Source organism: Nocardia lijiangensis NBRC 108240 (genome assembly GCF_001613045.1).
Classification (GTDB): Bacteria; Actinomycetota; Actinomycetes; order Mycobacteriales; family Mycobacteriaceae; genus Nocardia; species Nocardia lijiangensis.
The window spans coordinates 21,007-37,292 of record NZ_BDBP01000070.1 but is presented as its reverse complement, the minus strand read 5'-3'; the positions used below and the strand labels follow the sequence as shown (position 1 = coordinate 37,292).

16 protein-coding genes are annotated in these 16,286 nt (G+C 70.2%); 8 read left to right on the top strand and 8 right to left on the bottom strand.

From position 1 onward, the window contains the following. Window positions 1–3 precede the first annotated feature (3 nt). Window positions 4–453: an SgcJ/EcaC family oxidoreductase gene (locus NL1_RS24640; RefSeq protein WP_067843898.1), complete on the top strand. Its 450-nt coding sequence runs from the start codon at window positions 4–6 to the stop codon at window positions 451–453. A gap of 611 nt (window positions 454–1,064) precedes the next feature. On the opposite strand, the gene NL1_RS24635 is transcribed toward NL1_RS24640, so the two are convergent. From NL1_RS24635 to NL1_RS40440, 3 genes are all read right to left on the bottom strand, one after another. Then, window positions 1,065–1,574: a DUF8020 domain-containing protein gene (locus tag NL1_RS24635; protein ID WP_067843897.1), complete on the bottom strand. Its 510-nt coding sequence runs from the start codon at window positions 1,572–1,574 to the stop codon at window positions 1,065–1,067. Window positions 1,575–1,899: 325 nt separating this feature from the next. Then, window positions 1,900–5,556: a cobaltochelatase subunit CobN gene (gene cobN, locus NL1_RS24630; protein WP_067843896.1), complete on the bottom strand. Its 3,657-nt coding sequence runs from the start codon at window positions 5,554–5,556 to the stop codon at window positions 1,900–1,902. 64 nt (window positions 5,557–5,620) lie between these two features. Next, the gene (locus tag NL1_RS40440; RefSeq protein ID WP_162272766.1) at window positions 5,621–5,887 is read right to left on the bottom strand and encodes a hypothetical protein; all 267 of its coding nucleotides are present in this window, start codon (window positions 5,885–5,887) and stop codon (window positions 5,621–5,623) included. A gap of 16 nt (window positions 5,888–5,903) precedes the next feature. Between NL1_RS40440 and cobG the strand changes: the two genes are divergently transcribed. Next, a complete protein-coding gene (cobG, locus tag NL1_RS24625; RefSeq protein ID WP_067843894.1) occupies window positions 5,904–7,085 on the top strand; it encodes a precorrin-3B synthase in 1,182 nt (393 codons plus the stop codon). A gap of 152 nt (window positions 7,086–7,237) precedes the next feature. Here cobG and ddaH read toward each other — a convergent pair whose 3' ends face one another. Further along, window positions 7,238–8,083, bottom strand: a complete 846-nt coding sequence (ddaH, locus tag NL1_RS24620; protein ID WP_067843891.1) for a dimethylargininase — start codon at window positions 8,081–8,083, stop codon at window positions 7,238–7,240. Window positions 8,084–8,219: 136 nt separating this feature from the next. On the opposite strand from ddaH, the gene NL1_RS24615 reads away from it, so the two are divergent. From NL1_RS24615 to NL1_RS24595, 5 genes are all read left to right on the top strand, one after another. Next, window positions 8,220–8,657 (top strand): Lrp/AsnC family transcriptional regulator, encoded by a 438-nt coding sequence (locus NL1_RS24615; protein WP_067843888.1) that lies wholly within the window; start codon window positions 8,220–8,222, stop codon window positions 8,655–8,657. Window positions 8,658–8,751: 94 nt separating this feature from the next. Beyond that, the gene (locus NL1_RS24610; RefSeq protein WP_067843884.1) at window positions 8,752–9,387 is read left to right on the top strand and encodes a precorrin-8X methylmutase; all 636 of its coding nucleotides are present in this window, start codon (window positions 8,752–8,754) and stop codon (window positions 9,385–9,387) included. Continuing rightward, the gene (cobJ, locus tag NL1_RS24605) at window positions 9,384–10,943 is read left to right on the top strand and encodes a precorrin-3B C(17)-methyltransferase (RefSeq protein ID WP_067843882.1); all 1,560 of its coding nucleotides are present in this window, start codon (window positions 9,384–9,386) and stop codon (window positions 10,941–10,943) included. Before NL1_RS24610 ends, cobJ begins: the two co-directional genes overlap by 4 nt. A gap of 98 nt (window positions 10,944–11,041) precedes the next feature. Further along, window positions 11,042–11,647 carry a TetR/AcrR family transcriptional regulator gene (locus tag NL1_RS24600; RefSeq protein WP_067843880.1) on the top strand — a complete coding sequence of 202 codons (606 nt, stop codon included), beginning with the start codon at window positions 11,042–11,044 and terminating at the stop codon, window positions 11,645–11,647. Between the two features lie 70 nt (window positions 11,648–11,717). Beyond that, window positions 11,718–12,242: a PadR family transcriptional regulator gene (locus NL1_RS24595; protein ID WP_067843878.1), complete on the top strand. Its 525-nt coding sequence runs from the start codon at window positions 11,718–11,720 to the stop codon at window positions 12,240–12,242. Here the strand turns inward: NL1_RS24595 and NL1_RS24590 are convergent, their stop codons facing one another. The 4 genes from NL1_RS24590 to dprE2 all read right to left on the bottom strand — a co-directional run bounded on the left by NL1_RS24590 (window position 12,243) and on the right by dprE2 (window position 15,783). Continuing rightward, window positions 12,243–12,992 carry a cobalt-precorrin-6A reductase gene (locus tag NL1_RS24590; RefSeq protein WP_067843944.1) on the bottom strand — a complete coding sequence of 250 codons (750 nt, stop codon included), beginning with the start codon at window positions 12,990–12,992 and terminating at the stop codon, window positions 12,243–12,245. Then, the gene (locus tag NL1_RS24585; RefSeq protein WP_067843873.1) at window positions 12,989–13,594 is read right to left on the bottom strand and encodes a DUF8020 domain-containing protein; all 606 of its coding nucleotides are present in this window, start codon (window positions 13,592–13,594) and stop codon (window positions 12,989–12,991) included. The genes NL1_RS24590 and NL1_RS24585 overlap by 4 nt, the downstream gene beginning before the upstream one ends. Window positions 13,595–13,706: 112 nt before the next feature. Further along, entirely contained in the window at window positions 13,707–14,942 is a 1,236-nt protein-coding gene (locus NL1_RS24580) for a bifunctional cobalt-precorrin-7 (C(5))-methyltransferase/cobalt-precorrin-6B (C(15))-methyltransferase (protein WP_067843863.1), read from the bottom strand. An 85-nt stretch (window positions 14,943–15,027) separates the two neighbouring features. After that, window positions 15,028–15,783 carry a decaprenylphospho-beta-D-erythro-pentofuranosid-2-ulose 2-reductase gene (dprE2, locus tag NL1_RS24575; protein WP_067843859.1) on the bottom strand — a complete coding sequence of 252 codons (756 nt, stop codon included), beginning with the start codon at window positions 15,781–15,783 and terminating at the stop codon, window positions 15,028–15,030. A gap of 104 nt (window positions 15,784–15,887) precedes the next feature. Between dprE2 and NL1_RS24570 the strand changes: the two genes are divergently transcribed. After that, a complete protein-coding gene (locus NL1_RS24570) occupies window positions 15,888–16,286 on the top strand; it encodes a PPOX class F420-dependent oxidoreductase (RefSeq protein ID WP_067843846.1) in 399 nt (132 codons plus the stop codon).

Sequence of the window (16,286 nt, the reverse complement as noted above, 5' to 3'; positions counted from 1 at the left end):
TCCATGAACGCAACGACATACGAATCACCGGTGGTCGAGGACACGACCGTGGATCACACCGAGGACATCGCCGCGATCGAGCGGTTGGTGGCCGATGTGGAGGAGGGCTTCAACAACAAGGACGCGGAGCTGATGGTCAGCGGCTTCACCGCGAACGCGTCGGCAGGGAACGCGGTCGGCACGGTGATCACCGGACGGGAGGCGCTGCTCGAGGCCGGCCGCAAGGGGCTGGCGGGTTTCCTGAAGGACGAGTACGTGCGGTACGAGGTGACCGACATCGTCTTCCTGCGGCCGGATGTCGCCATCGCACACAAAGCGGCGCGGGCGATCACTCCCGAGGGCGACGCGATCGATGCGGATCCGGCGATGGTCGCGCTGTACGTCCTGGTGAAGGAGGACGGCCGGTGGTGGACGGCGGCGCGGCACAACACGCTCGTTCCGAAGGCCGGATGAGGAACCGCCGCCGCAGGCCCGGACGCCGGGCGAACACCCCCCGAACAGAACAGTCCCCGGTAGTCTTCATCGAAACCATGAGTATCAGTCGTCGCTGACTACTCCGGTCTTCGACTGGCTTGCCGGGGGCCTGGCCGGATCTTGGAAAGTTGTCACTACTTTCTTTGGACGTCTCCGCCGATTGTATGACTCTCTCCGGTGTTCCGGTGTATAGATTAGTGTCCTCGGTTTTCGCCGGTAGTCAATACCTGGACACCCCCGATTTCGGGGTATTTCCGCTGATCACCACCGCCATCGGCATCCGGCGGTGCGAACCCCGCGAATCCGGAGCGGACGCCCGTCACGAACCCCCGAAACGGCCGTCCGATCGTCCTTCGGCAGCCGCTGCGCCGACCCGATCCGCGCCCCCCGGAGTTCGCCCGGAGACTTCTGCCGCCGCACCGATGTCGTGTCCTCGGCGAGGCCCGAGAAAGATCGGCAACGACCTATTTCGAGAGAAATTGAAAAACGGCGTGTCCGGAATTCGAGAGGGCGCGAGTGCGGCCCGTCCGGTTATTCGCCCGGACGGGCCGCAGGTGGTCGCGGGGTGGTTCACCCCGCGGTTGCTCGCCTCACGCGTTGGCGCCGATGATCCCGCCGATCACGCCACCGATGATGCAGCCGGGAATGGCGGGCAGGATCAGGAAGATCGCCCCGATCAGCGCGCCGATCACACAGCCGATCGCGATACCCGCGATCGTCGTGCCCGCATCGCCGATGAACGCCAGTTCCGGCTGGGCGGGTCCGCTCACCGGGGTGAGCGTCAATTCCGTCGCGCTCGCGTCGACTACCGGCGCGATCCGCACCTGCTGCCCCGTCACGGTGTGCAGCGTGGTCGGCAGGCTGCCGACCACGGCGCCGTCGGGCGCAAGCACCAGCACCGCGTCCGGCGCGACCTCGAAGGTCCCGGACGCGAGGGTGAGCGTCGCACCCGAGCGATCCGGCGCCACCGAGGCGGTGTACTCGACACCCTGGTCCACCCCCGCCACCACGCCGCCGGGCGAGCCGTTGGCGGTCGCGGTGGCGATGCCGGTGGTCGCGGCAACAGTCAGCACCGCGGCCGCTATCAACTTTTTGATCATGATGAATTCCCATCATCCGGCCGATCCGAATAGTGTGTGCCCCGAGAATCGGCTTTCAGGACATCGATAATGATGCGCCTCAGGCACTCTCGATGTCGATAGGATGACGAGATCGAATTGTGTTGCAAGATCAGCGAATCGGCCCTGCAATTGGGGGGTTGCCATTACGGGCCGATTGTATTTGCACGTCCGAATCCAGCGATAACCCACACGAAACAACATGCGGCACAATAAAAACCGAGGTGTCGTTTTGCGCTGGTGTACCGAAGAATTGAGGGCGCGGGCGGGCCCGATCACGATCGGGTCCGCCCGCGCACCGGCCCGGCTACTCGAGCTCGCCCTCGGTCTCCAGGTACACCTGGCGCAACCGGTCCAGCGTCTCCGGCTCGGGGGCCGCCCACATGCCGCGCTCGGCCGCCTCCAGCAGCCGTTCGGTGATGCCGTGCAACGCCCACGGGTTGGACTGCTCCATGAACTTGCGGTTCACGTCGTCGAAAACGTAACTCTCGGTGAGCTTCTCGTACATCCAGTCGGCGACCACGTCGGTGGTGGCGTCGTAGCCGAACAGGTAGTCGACGGTGGCGGCCATCTCGAACGCACCCTTGTAACCGTGCCTGCGCATCGCCTCCAGCCAGCGCGGGTTCACCACGCGCGCACGGAACACGCGCGAGGTCTCCTCGGAGAGCGTCCTGGTGCGCACCGCGTCGGGGCGGGTGCTGTCGCCGATGTAGGCCTCCGGGTTCTTTCCGGTGAGCGCGCGCACGGTGGCGACCATGCCGCCGTGGTACTGGAAGTAGTCGTCGGAGTCGGCGATGTCGTGCTCGCGGGTGTCGGTGTTCTTGGCCGCCACCGCGATTCGGCGGTAGGCCGAGCGCATGTCGTCGGCCGCCGGCGCGCCGTCGAGATCGCGGCCGTAGGCGTAGCCGCCCCACGCGGTGTAGACCTGCGCGAGATCGTCGTCGGTGCGCCAGCTCTTGGAATCGATGAGCTGGAGCAGACCCGCGCCGTAGGTGCCCGGCTTGGAACCGAAGATGCGGGTGGTGGCACGGCGGGCGTCGCCGTGCTCGGCCAAGTCCGACTCCGCGTGCGCGCGAATGTAATTCGATTCCGCGGGCTCGTCCAGCTCGGCCACCAGCCGGACCGCGTCGTCGAGCAGGGCGAGCACATGCGGGAAGGCGTCGCGGAAGAAGCCGCTGATGCGCACCGTCACATCGATGCGCGGCCTGCCGAGTTCGGCGAGCGGGACCGCTTCGAGGGTCGTGACACGGCGGCTGGCCTCGTCCCACACCGGCCGCACACCGAGCAGCGCGAAGACCTCCGCGATGTCGTCGCCGGAGGTGCGCATGGCCGAGGTGCCCCACACCGAAAGACCCACCGAGCGCGGGTATTCGCCGTGGTCGGCGCGATACCGTTCGACCAGCGATTCGGCCATGGCCTGACCGGTCTCCCAGGCCAGCCGCGACGGCACCGCCTTCGGGTCGACCGAGTAGAAGTTGCGGCCGGTCGGCAGCACGTTGATCAGGCCGCGCAACGGCGAACCGCTCGGGCCCGCCGGGATGAACCCGCCGTTCAGCGCGTGCAGCACCCGCTCGATCTCGACGCCGGTCTCGCGCAGGCGCGGCACCACTTCCGTTGCGGCGAAGCGCAGTACGGCACGCACCGCACCGGCCGTACCCGGTTCCGCGCCGCCGATGGCCGCCGCACCCGAGGGCACGAGGGTGTCGGCGAATTGCGCGACCAGTCCGTCGATCGCGTCCACCGACCAGTCGGCGGCCTGCAACGCGCCGAGCAGTTCGCGCGCGCGGCCCTCGATCACGTCGACCCGCTCGCGCGCCTCGTCACCGGATTCGTTCAGCCCCAGCGCCTCTCGCAGCCCGGGCACCGACACCTCGCCGCCCCACAGCTGCCGGGCGCGCAACATCGCCAGCACCAGATCGAGCTCGCCGTCGCCTGCCGGCGCCTGGCCGAGGACGTGCAGTCCGTCGCGGATCTGCACGTCCTTGATCTCGCAGAGCCAGCCGTCGACGTGCAGCAGCATGTCGTCGAAGGACTCTTCGTCCGGGCGTTCGGCGAGCCCGAGGTCGTGGTCCATCTTGGCCGCGCGCATCAGCGTCCAGATCTGCTGGCGGATGGCGGGCAGCTTGGCCGGGTCGAGCGCGGAGATGTTGGCGTGCTCGTCGAGCAGCTGCTCCAATCGCGAGATGTCGCCGTAGCTTTCGGCCCGTGCCATGGGCGGGATCAGGTGGTCGACCAGGGTCGCGTGCGCGCGGCGCTTGGCCTGGGTGCCCTCGCCGGGATCGTTGACCAGGAACGGGTAGATCAGCGGCAGATCGCCGAGCGCCGCGTCGGTGCCGCACGAGGCCGACATGCCGAGGGTCTTGCCGGGCAGCCACTCCAGGTTGCCGTGCTTGCCGAGATGCACCATGGCGTCCGCACCGAAACCGCCCGCCGCCTCCGGCGCCGCCAGCCAGCGGTAGGCGGCCAGGTAGTGGTGGCTCGGGGGCAGGTCGGGATCGTGGTAGATCGCGACGGGGTTCTCACCGAAGCCGCGTGGCGGCTGCACCATCAACACCACGTTTCCGAAACGCAGTGCGGCGATGACGATTTCACCCTTCGGGTCGGCCGAACGGTCGACGTACAGCTCGCCGGGCGGCGGGCCCCATGCTTCGACGACGGCCTCGCGCAGGTCTTCGGGAAGGGTCTCGAACCACGCGGTGTAGGTGGCGGCGCCGATGCGGATCGGGTTGCCCTCCAGCTGTTCTGCGGTGAGCCAGTCCGGGTCCTGGCCGCCCGCCGCGATGAGCGCGTGGATCAGGGCGTCGCCGTCCCGCTCGTCCAGGCCGGGAACCTCGCTCGAGTCACCGAGATCGTAACCGGCGGAACGCAATTCGGTGAGCAGCCGGATCGCGCTCGCGGGTGTGTCCAGGCCGACGGCGTTGCCGATGCGGGCATGCTTGGTGGGGTAGGCGGAGAGCATGACGGCCAGCCGCTTCTCGGCGGCCGGAATGTGTCGCAACCGCGCGTAGCGCGTGGCGATGCCCGCGACTCGCGCGGCCCGCTCCGGGTCGGGCACGTAGGTGGACAGGCCGTCGGCGTCGAACTCCTTGAAGGAGAACGGCACCGTGATGATGCGGCCGTCGAATTCCGGCACCGCCACCTGGGTCGCCACGTCCAGCGGCGAGAGACCGTCGTCGTTGTCCTCCCACTGGGCGCGCCCACTGGTCAGGCACAGGCCCTGCAGGATCGGCACGTCCAGCTCGGCGAGCGCGCCCACGTCCCACGCCTCGTCGTCGCCGCCCGCCGACGCGGTGGCCGGTTTGGTGCCGCCCGCGGCGAGCACGGTGACGACCAGCGCGTCGGCCTGGCGCAGCGTGTTCAGCAGCTCGGGTTCGGCGGTGCGCAGCGAGGCGCAGTACAGCGGCAGCGGTCGCGCGCCCGCGTCCTCGATCGCCGTGCACAGGGCATCGACGTAGCCGGTGTTGCCCGCCAGATGCTGAGCGCGGTAGTAGATCACCGCGACGGTCGGCATGCCCGCGACGGGCGCGGGGTGGCGGGCGTCGCGCTCGAGCTCGCCCCAGCTCGGCAGCTGCACCGGCGGCGCGAAGCCGTGGCCGGTGAGCAAGACCGTGTCGGACAGGAAGTTGTGCAGCTGCAGCAGATTCTCCGGGCCGCCCGCGGCCAGATAGTTGTGCGCGTCGGCCGCGACGCCGCCGGGCACCGTGGAGCATTCCATCAGCTCGGCGTCCGGCGCGATCTCGCCGCCGAGCGCCACCATCGGCACGCCGCTGTCGCGCAGCGCGGCGAGCCCGTCCTCCCAGGCGCGCTTGCCGCCGAGGATGCGGACGACCACGAGATCGGCGCCGTCCAGCAGCCCGGGCAGATCGTCGACCAGCAGACGGGCGGGATTGCCGAGCCGGTAGTCCGCGCCGCAGGCGCGCGCGCTGAGCAGATCGGTGTCGGACGTGGACAGCAGCAGGATCACGGGTGACCTTCCTCGGGTGACGCGCCCATCGGGGTGTGGTGCTCGCCGGAGAGGGTCTGGCTGTTCACAGTGGCGCGACCGCACCGGAATTGCACCGGTTTCCTCGACGCCCGCCGAGCACGCCGATGCTACCCGGACCGGTGCGGATAACCTCACACCCGGTTCGGGACAATTCGGCGTTGCCGTCGATGACGTCGAGGAGCACGCGAGTCGCCGCGCTCGGCGAACTCCCGCACCACGCGCGGTCTTCGGCGTCGGCGCGGCCGCCGCCGGGGTCGCCGTCGAACTCGGCGGCTGCGCGGACGACGACGATCGCGGCGCGGCCGCGCACGTAGGCTGAAGAAGTTATGACCCGAACCGCCCCCGACTCCTGCCCCGGCGTGCTCCGGCTGCACCAGGCCGCCGACGGACCGCTCGCGCGCATCAGGGTGCCCGGCGGACACCTCACGCCCGCCCAGCTGGTGGCCTTGGCCGCCGCGGCGACCGAACTAGGCAACGGCGCGATCGAACTGACCTCGCGCGGCAATCTCCAGCTGCGCCAGGTGCGCGACGCCGCGCAGCTGACCGAACATGCGACCGCGGCCGGGCTGCTGCCGAGCCCGACCCATGAGCGGGTGCGCAACATCGTGGCCTCGCCGCTGTCCGGTCGGGTCGGCGGGCTCGCGGATGTGCGCGGCCTGGTCGGCGAGCTCGATGCCCGGTTGTGCGCGGAGCCGCGATTGGCGGACTTGCCGGGGCGGGTGCTGTTCACGCTCGACGACGGGCGCGGTGACGTCAGCGCGCTGGGCGGGGACATCGGCGTGCACGCGGTCGGGCCCGACGAGTTCGCGCTGCTGCTGGCGGGGTCCGATACCGGCATCCGCGGCACCGGAGCCGAGGCCGTCGATCTCGTGCTGGCCGCGGCAGAGGGATTCCTCGAGGCGAGCTCGGGACAGTGGCGGCTGCACGAGATCGCCGACGGTCCGGCCCGCATCGTCGAGTCGGTCGGCCTGACCCCCGGCATCGAGCGCGTGGAAATCGAGGGCGCCCAGGACATTCCGATCGGCTGGCTGGACCAGCACGACGGCCTGGTCGCACTCGGCGCGGGCATCCGGCTCGGCGCGCTCGACGCCCGGCTCGCCGAGTTCCTCGCGGCCGTGGAACGTCCGGTGATCGTCACCCCGTGGCGCAGCCTGGTCATCGCCGACCTCGACGAGTGGGCGGCCGAGCAAGTGGTCCGCGTCCTCGCCCCGATGGGCTTGATCTTCGACGCCGCCTCACCCTGGCTGCACGTCAGCGCCTGCGCCGGACAGCCGGGATGCGCGAAATCGCTGACCGATGTGCGCGCCGACGTCACCACTGCCGTCGAGTCCGGCCGCGTCCTGCCCGAGGGCGCGTCGACCGACACCGCAGGCGAGCAGGTCGTCTCCGCCGAGGACGTCACGATCGCCGGCCGCCAGCACTGGTCCGGCTGCGAGCGCCGCTGCGGACGCCCGCGCGGCGACGTCACCGATGTGGTGGCGACTCCCGACGGTTATCGCGTCGACTGATCGCACGCGGCCACCGTCGGAAGCTCGCGAGGTCGCTCGTCATGACTCCGAGGACCCCGTGGGTACCGGTAACTGCCGACGACTCTCGCCCGTGGCGACCGAGCCGACGGGCAGGTGCGATATCCGCGGGCAGAGGCGATCACCGCTCTAGGTCAATGCAATTCCAGGGTGCAGCACTTGATTCCGCCTCCTGCCTTCAGCAGTTCCGAAACGTCCACCGGGACAGGGAGGTAGCCGCGGGCGCGAAGGGCGGCGTCGAGGTCGGTGGCCAGCGGGCTGAGGAAGACGTGGTACCCGTCGGAGACGCCGTTCAGGCCGAGAACCGCCGCGTCGGCGTCGGTCGCCTCGATGGCGTCGGGGAAGAGGCCGGTCAGGACGGTGCGGCTGGTTTCGTCGAAGGCGGGCGGGTAGTAGGCGATGGTGGTGTCGTCGAGGACCATCAGCACGGTGTCCAGGTGGTAGAAGCGCGGATCCACCAATTCCAGTGAGATCACCGGGATTTCGAAGTGCACCTCGACCTCGCGGTGGGCCGCCGCGGAGCTGCGGAAGCCGGTGCCCGCCAGGAAGCGTCCGCCGATCAAGGCGAAATCGCCCTCGCCCTCGTTGAGTTCCGCGGCCGCCGCGACCTCGACGCCGCCGCGTCCGGTGAACCAGCGGTGGAAGGCGGGGCCTTCGGCGGCGCGCTCGGGGTGGGTGAAGCGCGCCGACATGATTCGGTCGCCGACGACGAGGCCGCCGTTGGCGGCGAACACCATGTCGGGCAGACCGGGTTCGCCGGGCACCACGTCGACCCGGTGGCCGTGGCGCTCGAAGGTCTCGCGCAGGGTGTCCCACTGGGCGAGCGCCCGTGCGCGGTCCACCGGCGCTTCCGGATCCATCCACGGGTTGATCGAGTAGCGGACGTCGAAATGGTCGGGGCGACACATCACGAACCGGCGCGGCACGGGTCGGCGTGCGGAGGCGGGCTCGGTGGTCTGGAGGGTAGCTACTGAGGTCATCGTGGCTCCCGGGGTAGGCGCGGCTGTTCGGCTGGTCCGAAGGTAATCGGCCTACCATTGCGTGAGGAACGCCGAATCGTTGCGCAAATAGACGCGCAGACGGTGAATCATTGCGCCGCGCAGAAAGTGATGTGACGTGGACGATATCGACCGCCGGATCCTCGGCCACCTGCTGCGCTCGGCCCGCGCCTCCTTCCAGGAGATCGGCTCCGCGGTCGGCCTGTCCGCGCCCGCGGTCAAGCGCCGGGTGGACCGCATGGTCGCCAGCGGCCAGATCACCGGCTTCACGGCGCTGGTGAACCCGGCCGCGCTGGGCTGGACCACCGAGGCCTACGTCGAGGTGTACTACCGCGACAACATCACCCCGGCCGAGCTGCGGCGCAGTCTCGAGCCGATCCCACAGGTGGTGGGCGTGTGGACGATCGCGGGCGAGGCCGACGCGCTGGTGCACGTGATGGCCACCGACATGGCCGAGATCGAGTCGACCGTCGAACGCATCAGGGAGAACGCGCGCGTCGGGCGCACCCGCAGCGCGATCGTCATGTCCCGCATCCTCGAACGACCACGCACCTGACCCACATCCGGAGAGCACGCTCCCCTGCCTGCGCTCCAGGCCGTGCGCGGGCTGTCGGCGAAGTCCGTCCAGCGGTGCCTTATAGGGTGGACCCATGTCCGACGTGCGCACCAGCTACCTCACCGACGGGGCCGAGATCTATCGGCAGTCGTTCGCGACGATCCGCGCCGAGGCGGACCTGAGCGCGTTCCCCGCGGACGTGGCGCGGGTGATCGTCCGCATGATCCACGGCTGCGGACAGGTGGACCTCACCGAGGACATCGCCTTCTCCCCCGGCGTCGTTGCGGCCGCGCGGGCGGCGCTGCACGCGGGCGCGCCGATCCTCTGCGACGCCACCATGGTCGCCTCCGGCGTCACGCGCAAACGGCTGCCCGCCGACAACGAGGTGATCTGCACCCTCGCCGACCCCCGCGTGCCGGAACTGGCTGCGGCACTGGGCACTACCCGCTCGGCGGCGGCGCTGGAGCTGTGGCGCGAGCGGCTGGACGGCGCGGTGGTGGCCATCGGCAACGCACCGACCGCGCTCTTCCACCTGCTGGACATGCTCGACGCGGGCGCCCCGCGCCCGGCCGCGATCCTCGGCATTCCGGTCGGTTTCGTCGGCGCCGCCGAGTCCAAGGACGCGCTCGCGGCCTACGGCGGCGTCGAATACCTGACGGTGCGTGGCAGGCGCGGCGGCAGCGCGATCACTGCGTCGGCACTCAATGCGATTGCGAGCGAAGCGGAATGAACACGGCGGGCAAACTGTGGGGCATCGGGCTCGGACCGGGCGACCCCGAGCTGGTGACGGTCAAGGCGGCGCGCATCATCGCGGCCGCCGACGTGATCGCCTTCCACAGCGCGCGGCACGGCCGCAGCATCTCCCGCGGTATCGCCGCGCCCTACATGCGGCCCGGCCAGCTCGAGGAACACCTCGTCTACCCGGTGACGACGGAGACCACCGACCATCCCGGCGGATACCAGGGCGCGATCGACGAGTTCTACGAACAGGCCGCCGAACGACTGGCCACGCACCTCGCCGCGGGCCGGTCCGTCGCCCTGCTCGCCGCAGGGGATCCGCTGTTCTACAGCTCCTACATGCACATGCACCGCAGGCTCGCGGACCGCTTCGAAGCCGAGATCATTCCCGGCATCACCTCCGTGAGCGCGGCCTCGGCGGCGCTGGGCACCCCGCTGGTGGAGGGTGATCAGGTGCTGACCGTGCTGCCGGGCACCATGCCGACCGAGGAGCTCACCCGCCGCCTTCGCGACACCGACGCCGCCGCCATCATGAAGCTCGGCCGCACGTATCCCGGTGTGCGGCAGGCGCTCTCGGACGCCGGACGGCTCGGCGACGCCTACTACGTGGAGCGGGCGAGCACCGACCGCGAACAGGTGCGCACCGCCGCGGAGGTGAACGACGCCGACGTGCCGTACTTCTCGATCACGCTGGTGCCCGGTCCGCGACCGACCACGCCGCTGCCCAGGGTCGCCGCGGCGAGCGACGACAAGGACTCGCCCGCCGCAGACTCCACAACCGTTCCGGCGGAAGCGGATTCGCCCGGCGAGGTGGTCGTCGTCGGCCTCGGCCCCGGCTCGGCGGACTGGACCACACCCGAGGTGCGGGAGGCACTGGCCGCCGCCACCGATCTGGTCGGCTACACCACCTACATCGACCGCGTCCCGCACCGGCCCGGCCAGCGCAGGCACACCAGCGACAACCGCGTCGAGTCCGAACGCGCCGCCATGGCCTTGGATCTGGCCAAGCACGGCGCCAGGGTCGCCGTGGTCTCCTCGGGTGATCCCGGCGTGTTCGCGATGGCGGCCGCGGTGCTGGAGGAAGCCGCCGATCCGCAGTGGCGGGACGTGCCGGTGCGGGTGCTGCCCGGCCTCACCGCCGCCAATGCCGTCGCCAGCCGGGTCGGCGCTCCGCTCGGCCACGATTACGCGATGATCTCGCTGTCCGACCGGCTCAAGCCGTGGGAGGTCGTCGCGCAACGTCTTTCGGCGGTGGCCGCGGCCGATATGGCGATCGCCGTCTACAACCCGGCGTCCTCGCAGCGCACCTGGCAGGTCGGCGCAATGCGCGATCTGCTGCTCGAGCACCGCAAGCCCGACACCCCGGTGGTGCTCGGCCGCGACGTCGGCGGTCCCACCGAGTCGGTTCGGGTGGTCTCGCTCGCCGATCTCGATCCCGCGGACGTGGACATGCGCACCCTGCTGATCATCGGTGCATCGACCACGGCCGTGGTCGACACCGCGCACGGCACGCGCGTCTACACCTCGCGGCGCTACAGCCGACCGTGAGCGGGCCGAACGTGAGCGCACCCTTTTTGGTATGCGCTTACCAATACGGCAACTGCCGCTTACCATAGGGCACTTCGGCGGGACGAAAGGAGACCTCGGTGCCGCGGCTGGCGGATCACGAGCAGCGCAGGCGGGAGATCACCGACGCGGCGCGGCGCGTCATCGCGCGCGGCGGACTGGAGTCCGCCACCTTCCAGTCGGTGGCCGCGGAAGCCGGGATCTCGGTGCGCTTGGTGCAGTACTACTTCGGCACCAAGAAGGACTTTCTGCGCGCCACTCACCTCGCGGTGAGCGCGGACGCGGGCGATCGCTTCGCCCAGCGGTTCGCCGCGCTCGGCGAGGCGGCCGAACCGCGCGACGTCATCTACGCGATGCTCGAGGAACTGCTCCCGATGAACGAGGCGCGGCGCCGAGATACCATCGTGCTCGGCGCTTTTCAGGCCGCCAGTCTCGCCGGGTCCGGCCTGTCCATGGACGAAACCCTCGGCGGCACAAGGTGGCTCATCGCCGCGGTCGCCGAGCAGCTCCGCCGGTCCTGCGACTCGGCCGACACCGACCGCGACGCCACCCTGATCGTGCTCGCCGCCGCCGCGCTCACGCAGAGTATGGTGGCCGGAGTTCACACCAACGAAGCGGCGACCGAGCTGCTCGAACACCTGCTGCACCGCATACCCGGACCGGACGCCGCCCGGCGGAGCGAATGAGAACCCGAACGCCGACAGCGGGGGTTTTCCGCTAACATTCCACTATGGAACGTCGAGAAGGGAGCGTCCGGTGACAACGATCCGGCGCAAGCCGTTGAATTCGACGGCCGCGTCACTGCTGGGTTTCCTGCACGAGGGGCCGATGTCCGGCTGGGACCTGGTGACGCTCGCCCAGGACCGGATCGGCGATTTCTGGACGATCACGCAGAGCCAGGTGTACCGCGAACTGGCGGCGATGGACGCGGCGGGACTGGTGGTGAAAGGCGAAACCGGGGCGCGCGAGCGCACTCCCTACCGGATCACCGACTCGGGCCGGGAGGCCTTTCTCGAATGGGTCATCCGCGATCCCGGCGCCGAGACGATCCGGGTGCCGCTACTGCTCACCATGTCCTTCGGCGATCACGTCGACCCCGACCATCTCGATCGGATCATCGCGACCAACCGCGAGGTGCACCAACGCCGCCTCGACCACTACCTGAAGGACGAGTGCGACACCCTGCGGCCGCACCAGCGGGCCACCCTGGAGTTCGGCATCGGCTACGAACGCGCGGTGCTCGCCTGGTTCGATCGGCTGCCCGAGCTGCTCGGGCGCTGATCAACGCGCGCCGGATGCCCTGGCCCGCAACCATTCCCAGGCCTCCGCCACCGTCTCGACGACCTCGGCTCCGGCAGGCAGGGGCGGCCGGTCGATCACGACCACCGGAAGGCCTGCCGCGCGGGCAGCGACCAGTTTGGCCTCGGTCCGGTCGCCGCCGCTGTCCTTGGTGACGAGCACCTCGATGCGACGGCTCGCCAGCAGCCGGGACTCCTCATCCACCGCGAAAGGTCCTCGGGCCAGCAGCACTTCGTGCCGCGGCGGCAGCGGAGCCTCGGGCGGGTCGATGGCGCGGATGAGGAACCACTGCCGGGTGAGACCGGCGAACGCGCCGACGCCCTGCCTGCCGATGGTGAGGAACACGCGCTCACCCAGTTCCGGAAGCGCGCGGGCGGCGGCGGCCGGATCGGGCACGCGAATCCATCGGTCACCCGGCGTTTCGGACCAGCCGGGCCGTCGAAGGTGAACCAGCGCCACACCCGAATCCCGTGCCGCAGCAGCAGCATTCGCGGAAATAGTGGCGGCGAAGGGGTGGGTGGCGTCGACTACGGCCTCGATCCCGTTGGCCACCAGCCAATCCCGCAGACCTTCGACGCCGCCGAAGCCGCCGATCCTGACCTCGCCCTCCGGCAACAGCGGGTCGCGAACGCGACCGGCGAGCGAGGAGACGATGTCGAATCCTCGCTCGCCGGAAGCGATGTGGGCCAGCTGCCGGGCTTCGCCGGTGCCGCCCAGAATCAGAGTCCTCAGGGCTGACCGCTGAAGTAGGCCATGCCTGCGTTCAGCAGCGACGGGCCGCCCGCGACCAGCAGGCCGATCACGCCGCCGATGATCGCGCCGGGGATGACGCCGACGACCAGACCGAGCAGGCCGATCAGACCACCGATCACGGCGCCGACCGCGGCGCCGAGCGAGGCGCGCTGCAGCTCGGCGAAGAACCACTCCTGCGCGCTGATGTCCTGCACGGCGATCACGTCGGCCTTCGGGGTCAACTTGAGGGTCTGGCCGGTGGCGTCGAGCGCGGCGGCGATCTCCACCGGCGCGCCGTTGCTCGCCTCGCGCGCGGCGAGCGGGATCGACGTGACGACCTCGCCCGCATCGTTCTTCAGCGTGACGGCCTTGCCGTCCGCATCCAGGGTGAACGCGCCGCCCGTCACGGTGGTGACGATGGACTTGCCCGCTTCGCCGAGCTGCGCGGTGTAGCCCACGCCCTGGTCCACGCCCTGCGCCGCGAGCGCGGTCTGCTCCTGAGCGACCGGGGGCTCGCCGGGGGCGGCGTAAGTGGTGCCCGCGGTGACACCGGTGGCAGCGATCGCCAGCAGCGCGGTGGCGGCGAACTTCTTGTATTTCATCTATCTCCCCATCAGTAATCGGTTGTCCGATAACGACTGGATTTCGCGACCCGACCCTACCCGCTGACAGATGCGTATTTCACCCTCGCATCGACGATTTCAGGGTGAACCCTTACGCCGTTTTGACGACCGACCACTGGGCGACCGGCAGCTGGGGACGCCACGCGGTGAACCCGCCCAGCGGTTCGGCCCGATAGATCTGGAACTTCCGCAGCTCACCGCCCCGCTCGGCGGCCATGGCGACCAGCAGCGCTTCCGATTCGGCAGTGACGGCGTTCGCGACCAGACGGCCGCCTTGGCGCAAATGGGCAAAGCATGTCTCGAGCAGGCCAGCCTGGGTGACGCCGCCACCGACGAAAATCGCATCGGGCGCGGCTGTTTCGTGCATATCGGCCAGTTCGGCGAGCACCTCGCCGCGCACCTCGACATGCGGGACGCCCAGCGCGGTGGCGTTGGCGATGATCTGTTGCCTGCGGCGCTCGAGCCGCTCGAAGGTCACCGCACGGCAGGCCGGATGGGTGCGGCACCACTCGATGGCGATGCTGCCCGAGCCGCCGCCGACGTCCCACAGCAGTTCGCCCGGCGCGGGCGCCAGCGCGGACAGAGTCAGCGTGCGCACCTCCGCCTTGGTCAGCTGGCCGTCGCCGCCGTAGACCGCGTCGGGCAGGCCGGGGACGCGGGTGCGGCGGGTGTGGCCTGCGTCGGCGGCGCAGTCGATGGCGACGATGTTGAGCGGATCGCCCGGGTCGAGCTGCCAGGACGTCGCCGCGCCGGAGCGCAGGCGTTCCGCCGCACCGCCGAGCTGCTCGAGCACGGTGAGGGTCGATTCGCCGAATCCGTTGTCCCGCAGGAGTTCCGCGAGGCGCGCCGGGGTGTGTTCGTCGCTACTGAGTACCAGCAGGCGCCGCCCGTCGACCAGTTCGGGCAGCACAGCGGCGATGGGGCGGCCCACCGCGCTGACGACCGGCGTCTCCGCGAGCGCCCAGCCGAGTCGCGCGCACGCCAGCGACGCCGAGGAGGGTTGCGGCAGCACGCGCAGGGCGGTGGGCCCGAACAGCCGGGCGAGCGTGACACCGATGCCGTAGAACATCGGGTCCCCGCTGGCGAGCACGCAGATCCGCCGCGCGGTGTGCTCGGCGAACAATCCGGGCAGCGCGGGCAGCAGCGGCGAGGGCCATGTTCGCCGCTGCCCGCCGAGATCCGTTGGCACCAAAGTCAATTGCCGCTCGGAGCCGAAGATCACCTCAGCTGTGGCGACCGCTTCCCGTGCCGCGGTGCCGAGTCCGTCCCATCCATCGGCTCCGATTCCGATGACCGCGATCGGGAAGCCGTGCCGAGGGCCCGTCATAGCGCGGCAATCTCTTTCGCGCGGCTCGAACTCGCCGCAAAGCCCTTCTGCCGCAGCGGCATTCGCGCCAGTGTCGCGAACGGGCTCATCGAGGCATCCGGCGCCAGAGGAATTGCGGGACCATGCGCGCCACGACAGCGGCCGGGCCGAGGGCGCGGGGCACCCAGATCTTGCCCGCTCGGCGGCGCAGCCCGTCGACGACGGCGTCCGCCACCCGGCTGGGAGAAACCGACAACGGCGCGGGCTTCATGCCCTCGGTCATCCTGCCGATGACGAAACCCGGGCGGACCAGCAGAAGATGGACGCCGCTGCCGTGCAGCGCGTCGGCGAGGCCGCTGGCGAAACCGTCCAAACCGGCCTTGGCCGAGCCGTAGACGTAGTTGGCGCGCCGTACGCGCGCACCCGCGATGGAGCTGAAGACGACGATCTGGCCGTGCCCCTGGGCGCGAAGAAGATTCGCGAGAGTGGTGAGCACGCCGACCTGGGCGACGTAGTCGGTGTGCACGACGGCGAGAGCGTGCTCGGGTTCGCGCTCGGCGCGGGCCTGGTCGCCGAGCATGCCGAAGGCCACTACGGCGACGCCGATGGGCCCGTGTTCGGTGGCGATCTTCTCGAGCAGCGCGGGGTGGCTGCCGGTGTCGTCGGCGTCGAATTCCACCGCGTGCACCGCGGCCGCCCCGGCCTGTTCGACGGTCGCGATCGGCGTCGCCAAGTCGTCGCTGCGCCGCGCCGCGAGGATCACCACCCGGCCGGGGGCCAGGCGCTCGGCGATCTCGAGACCCATTTCGCTACGTCCGCCGAGTACCAGTACCGAACCCTCGGCGATCCCTCGCTTTCCCATGCGCTCAGTCTGTCATCCCGGCTTGTGATCTCCACGATCCCCTCGCGACGCGAAAACGCCCGTGCCGTGACAACCGCCGCGCAACGCAGGACTACCGTCGAGGGATGCCGACCACCACCGCCGGGCTCTCCCCCGCCGCCCTCGAATTCGTCGCCGAACGCCACCTCGCGACCTTGACCACGCTGCGCGCCGACGGCACGCCGCACGTCGTCGCGGTGGGATTCACCTGGGACGCCGACGCCGGGATCGCGCGGATCATCGCCGACGGCGGGTCGGTCAAGGTGCGCAACGTGCGCCGCTCCGGATACGCGGCGGTGAGCCAGGTGGACGGCATCCGGTGGCTGACGCTGGAGGGGCCCGCGACGGTGCTCGACGACCCGGACAGCGTCGCCGACGCCGTCGAGCGGTACGCGGGCCGCTACCGGGTGCCGCGCGAGAACCCGACCCGCGTGGTGATCGCGATCGAGGTGCGCCGCGTCCTGTCGTCGAGCATGCTGCGCTGA

Bases quoted from the DNA above. Each gene is read 5' to 3' on its own strand.
- cobJ (WP_067843882.1), top strand. From the start codon at position 9,384: ATGAACACGGCGGGCAAACTGTGGGGCATCGGGCTCGGACCGGGCGAC.
- NL1_RS24580 (WP_067843863.1), bottom strand. From the start codon at position 14,942: ATGACGGGCCCTCGGCACGGCTTCCCGATCGCGGTCATCGGAATCGGA.
- NL1_RS24635 (WP_067843897.1), bottom strand. From the start codon at position 1,574: ATGATCAAAAAGTTGATAGCGGCCGCGGTGCTGACTGTTGCCGCGACC.
- NL1_RS24610 (WP_067843884.1), top strand. From the start codon at position 8,752: ATGTCCGACGTGCGCACCAGCTACCTCACCGACGGGGCCGAGATCTAT.
- ddaH (WP_067843891.1), bottom strand. From the start codon at position 8,083: ATGACCTCAGTAGCTACCCTCCAGACCACCGAGCCCGCCTCCGCACGC.
- dprE2 (WP_067843859.1), bottom strand. From the start codon at position 15,783: ATGGGAAAGCGAGGGATCGCCGAGGGTTCGGTACTGGTACTCGGCGGA.
- NL1_RS24640 (WP_067843898.1), top strand. From the start codon at position 4: ATGAACGCAACGACATACGAATCACCGGTGGTCGAGGACACGACCGTG.
- NL1_RS24570 (WP_067843846.1), top strand. From the start codon at position 15,888: ATGCCGACCACCACCGCCGGGCTCTCCCCCGCCGCCCTCGAATTCGTC.
- cobG (WP_067843894.1), top strand. From the start codon at position 5,904: ATGACCCGAACCGCCCCCGACTCCTGCCCCGGCGTGCTCCGGCTGCAC.
- NL1_RS24585 (WP_067843873.1), bottom strand. From the start codon at position 13,594: ATGAAATACAAGAAGTTCGCCGCCACCGCGCTGCTGGCGATCGCTGCC.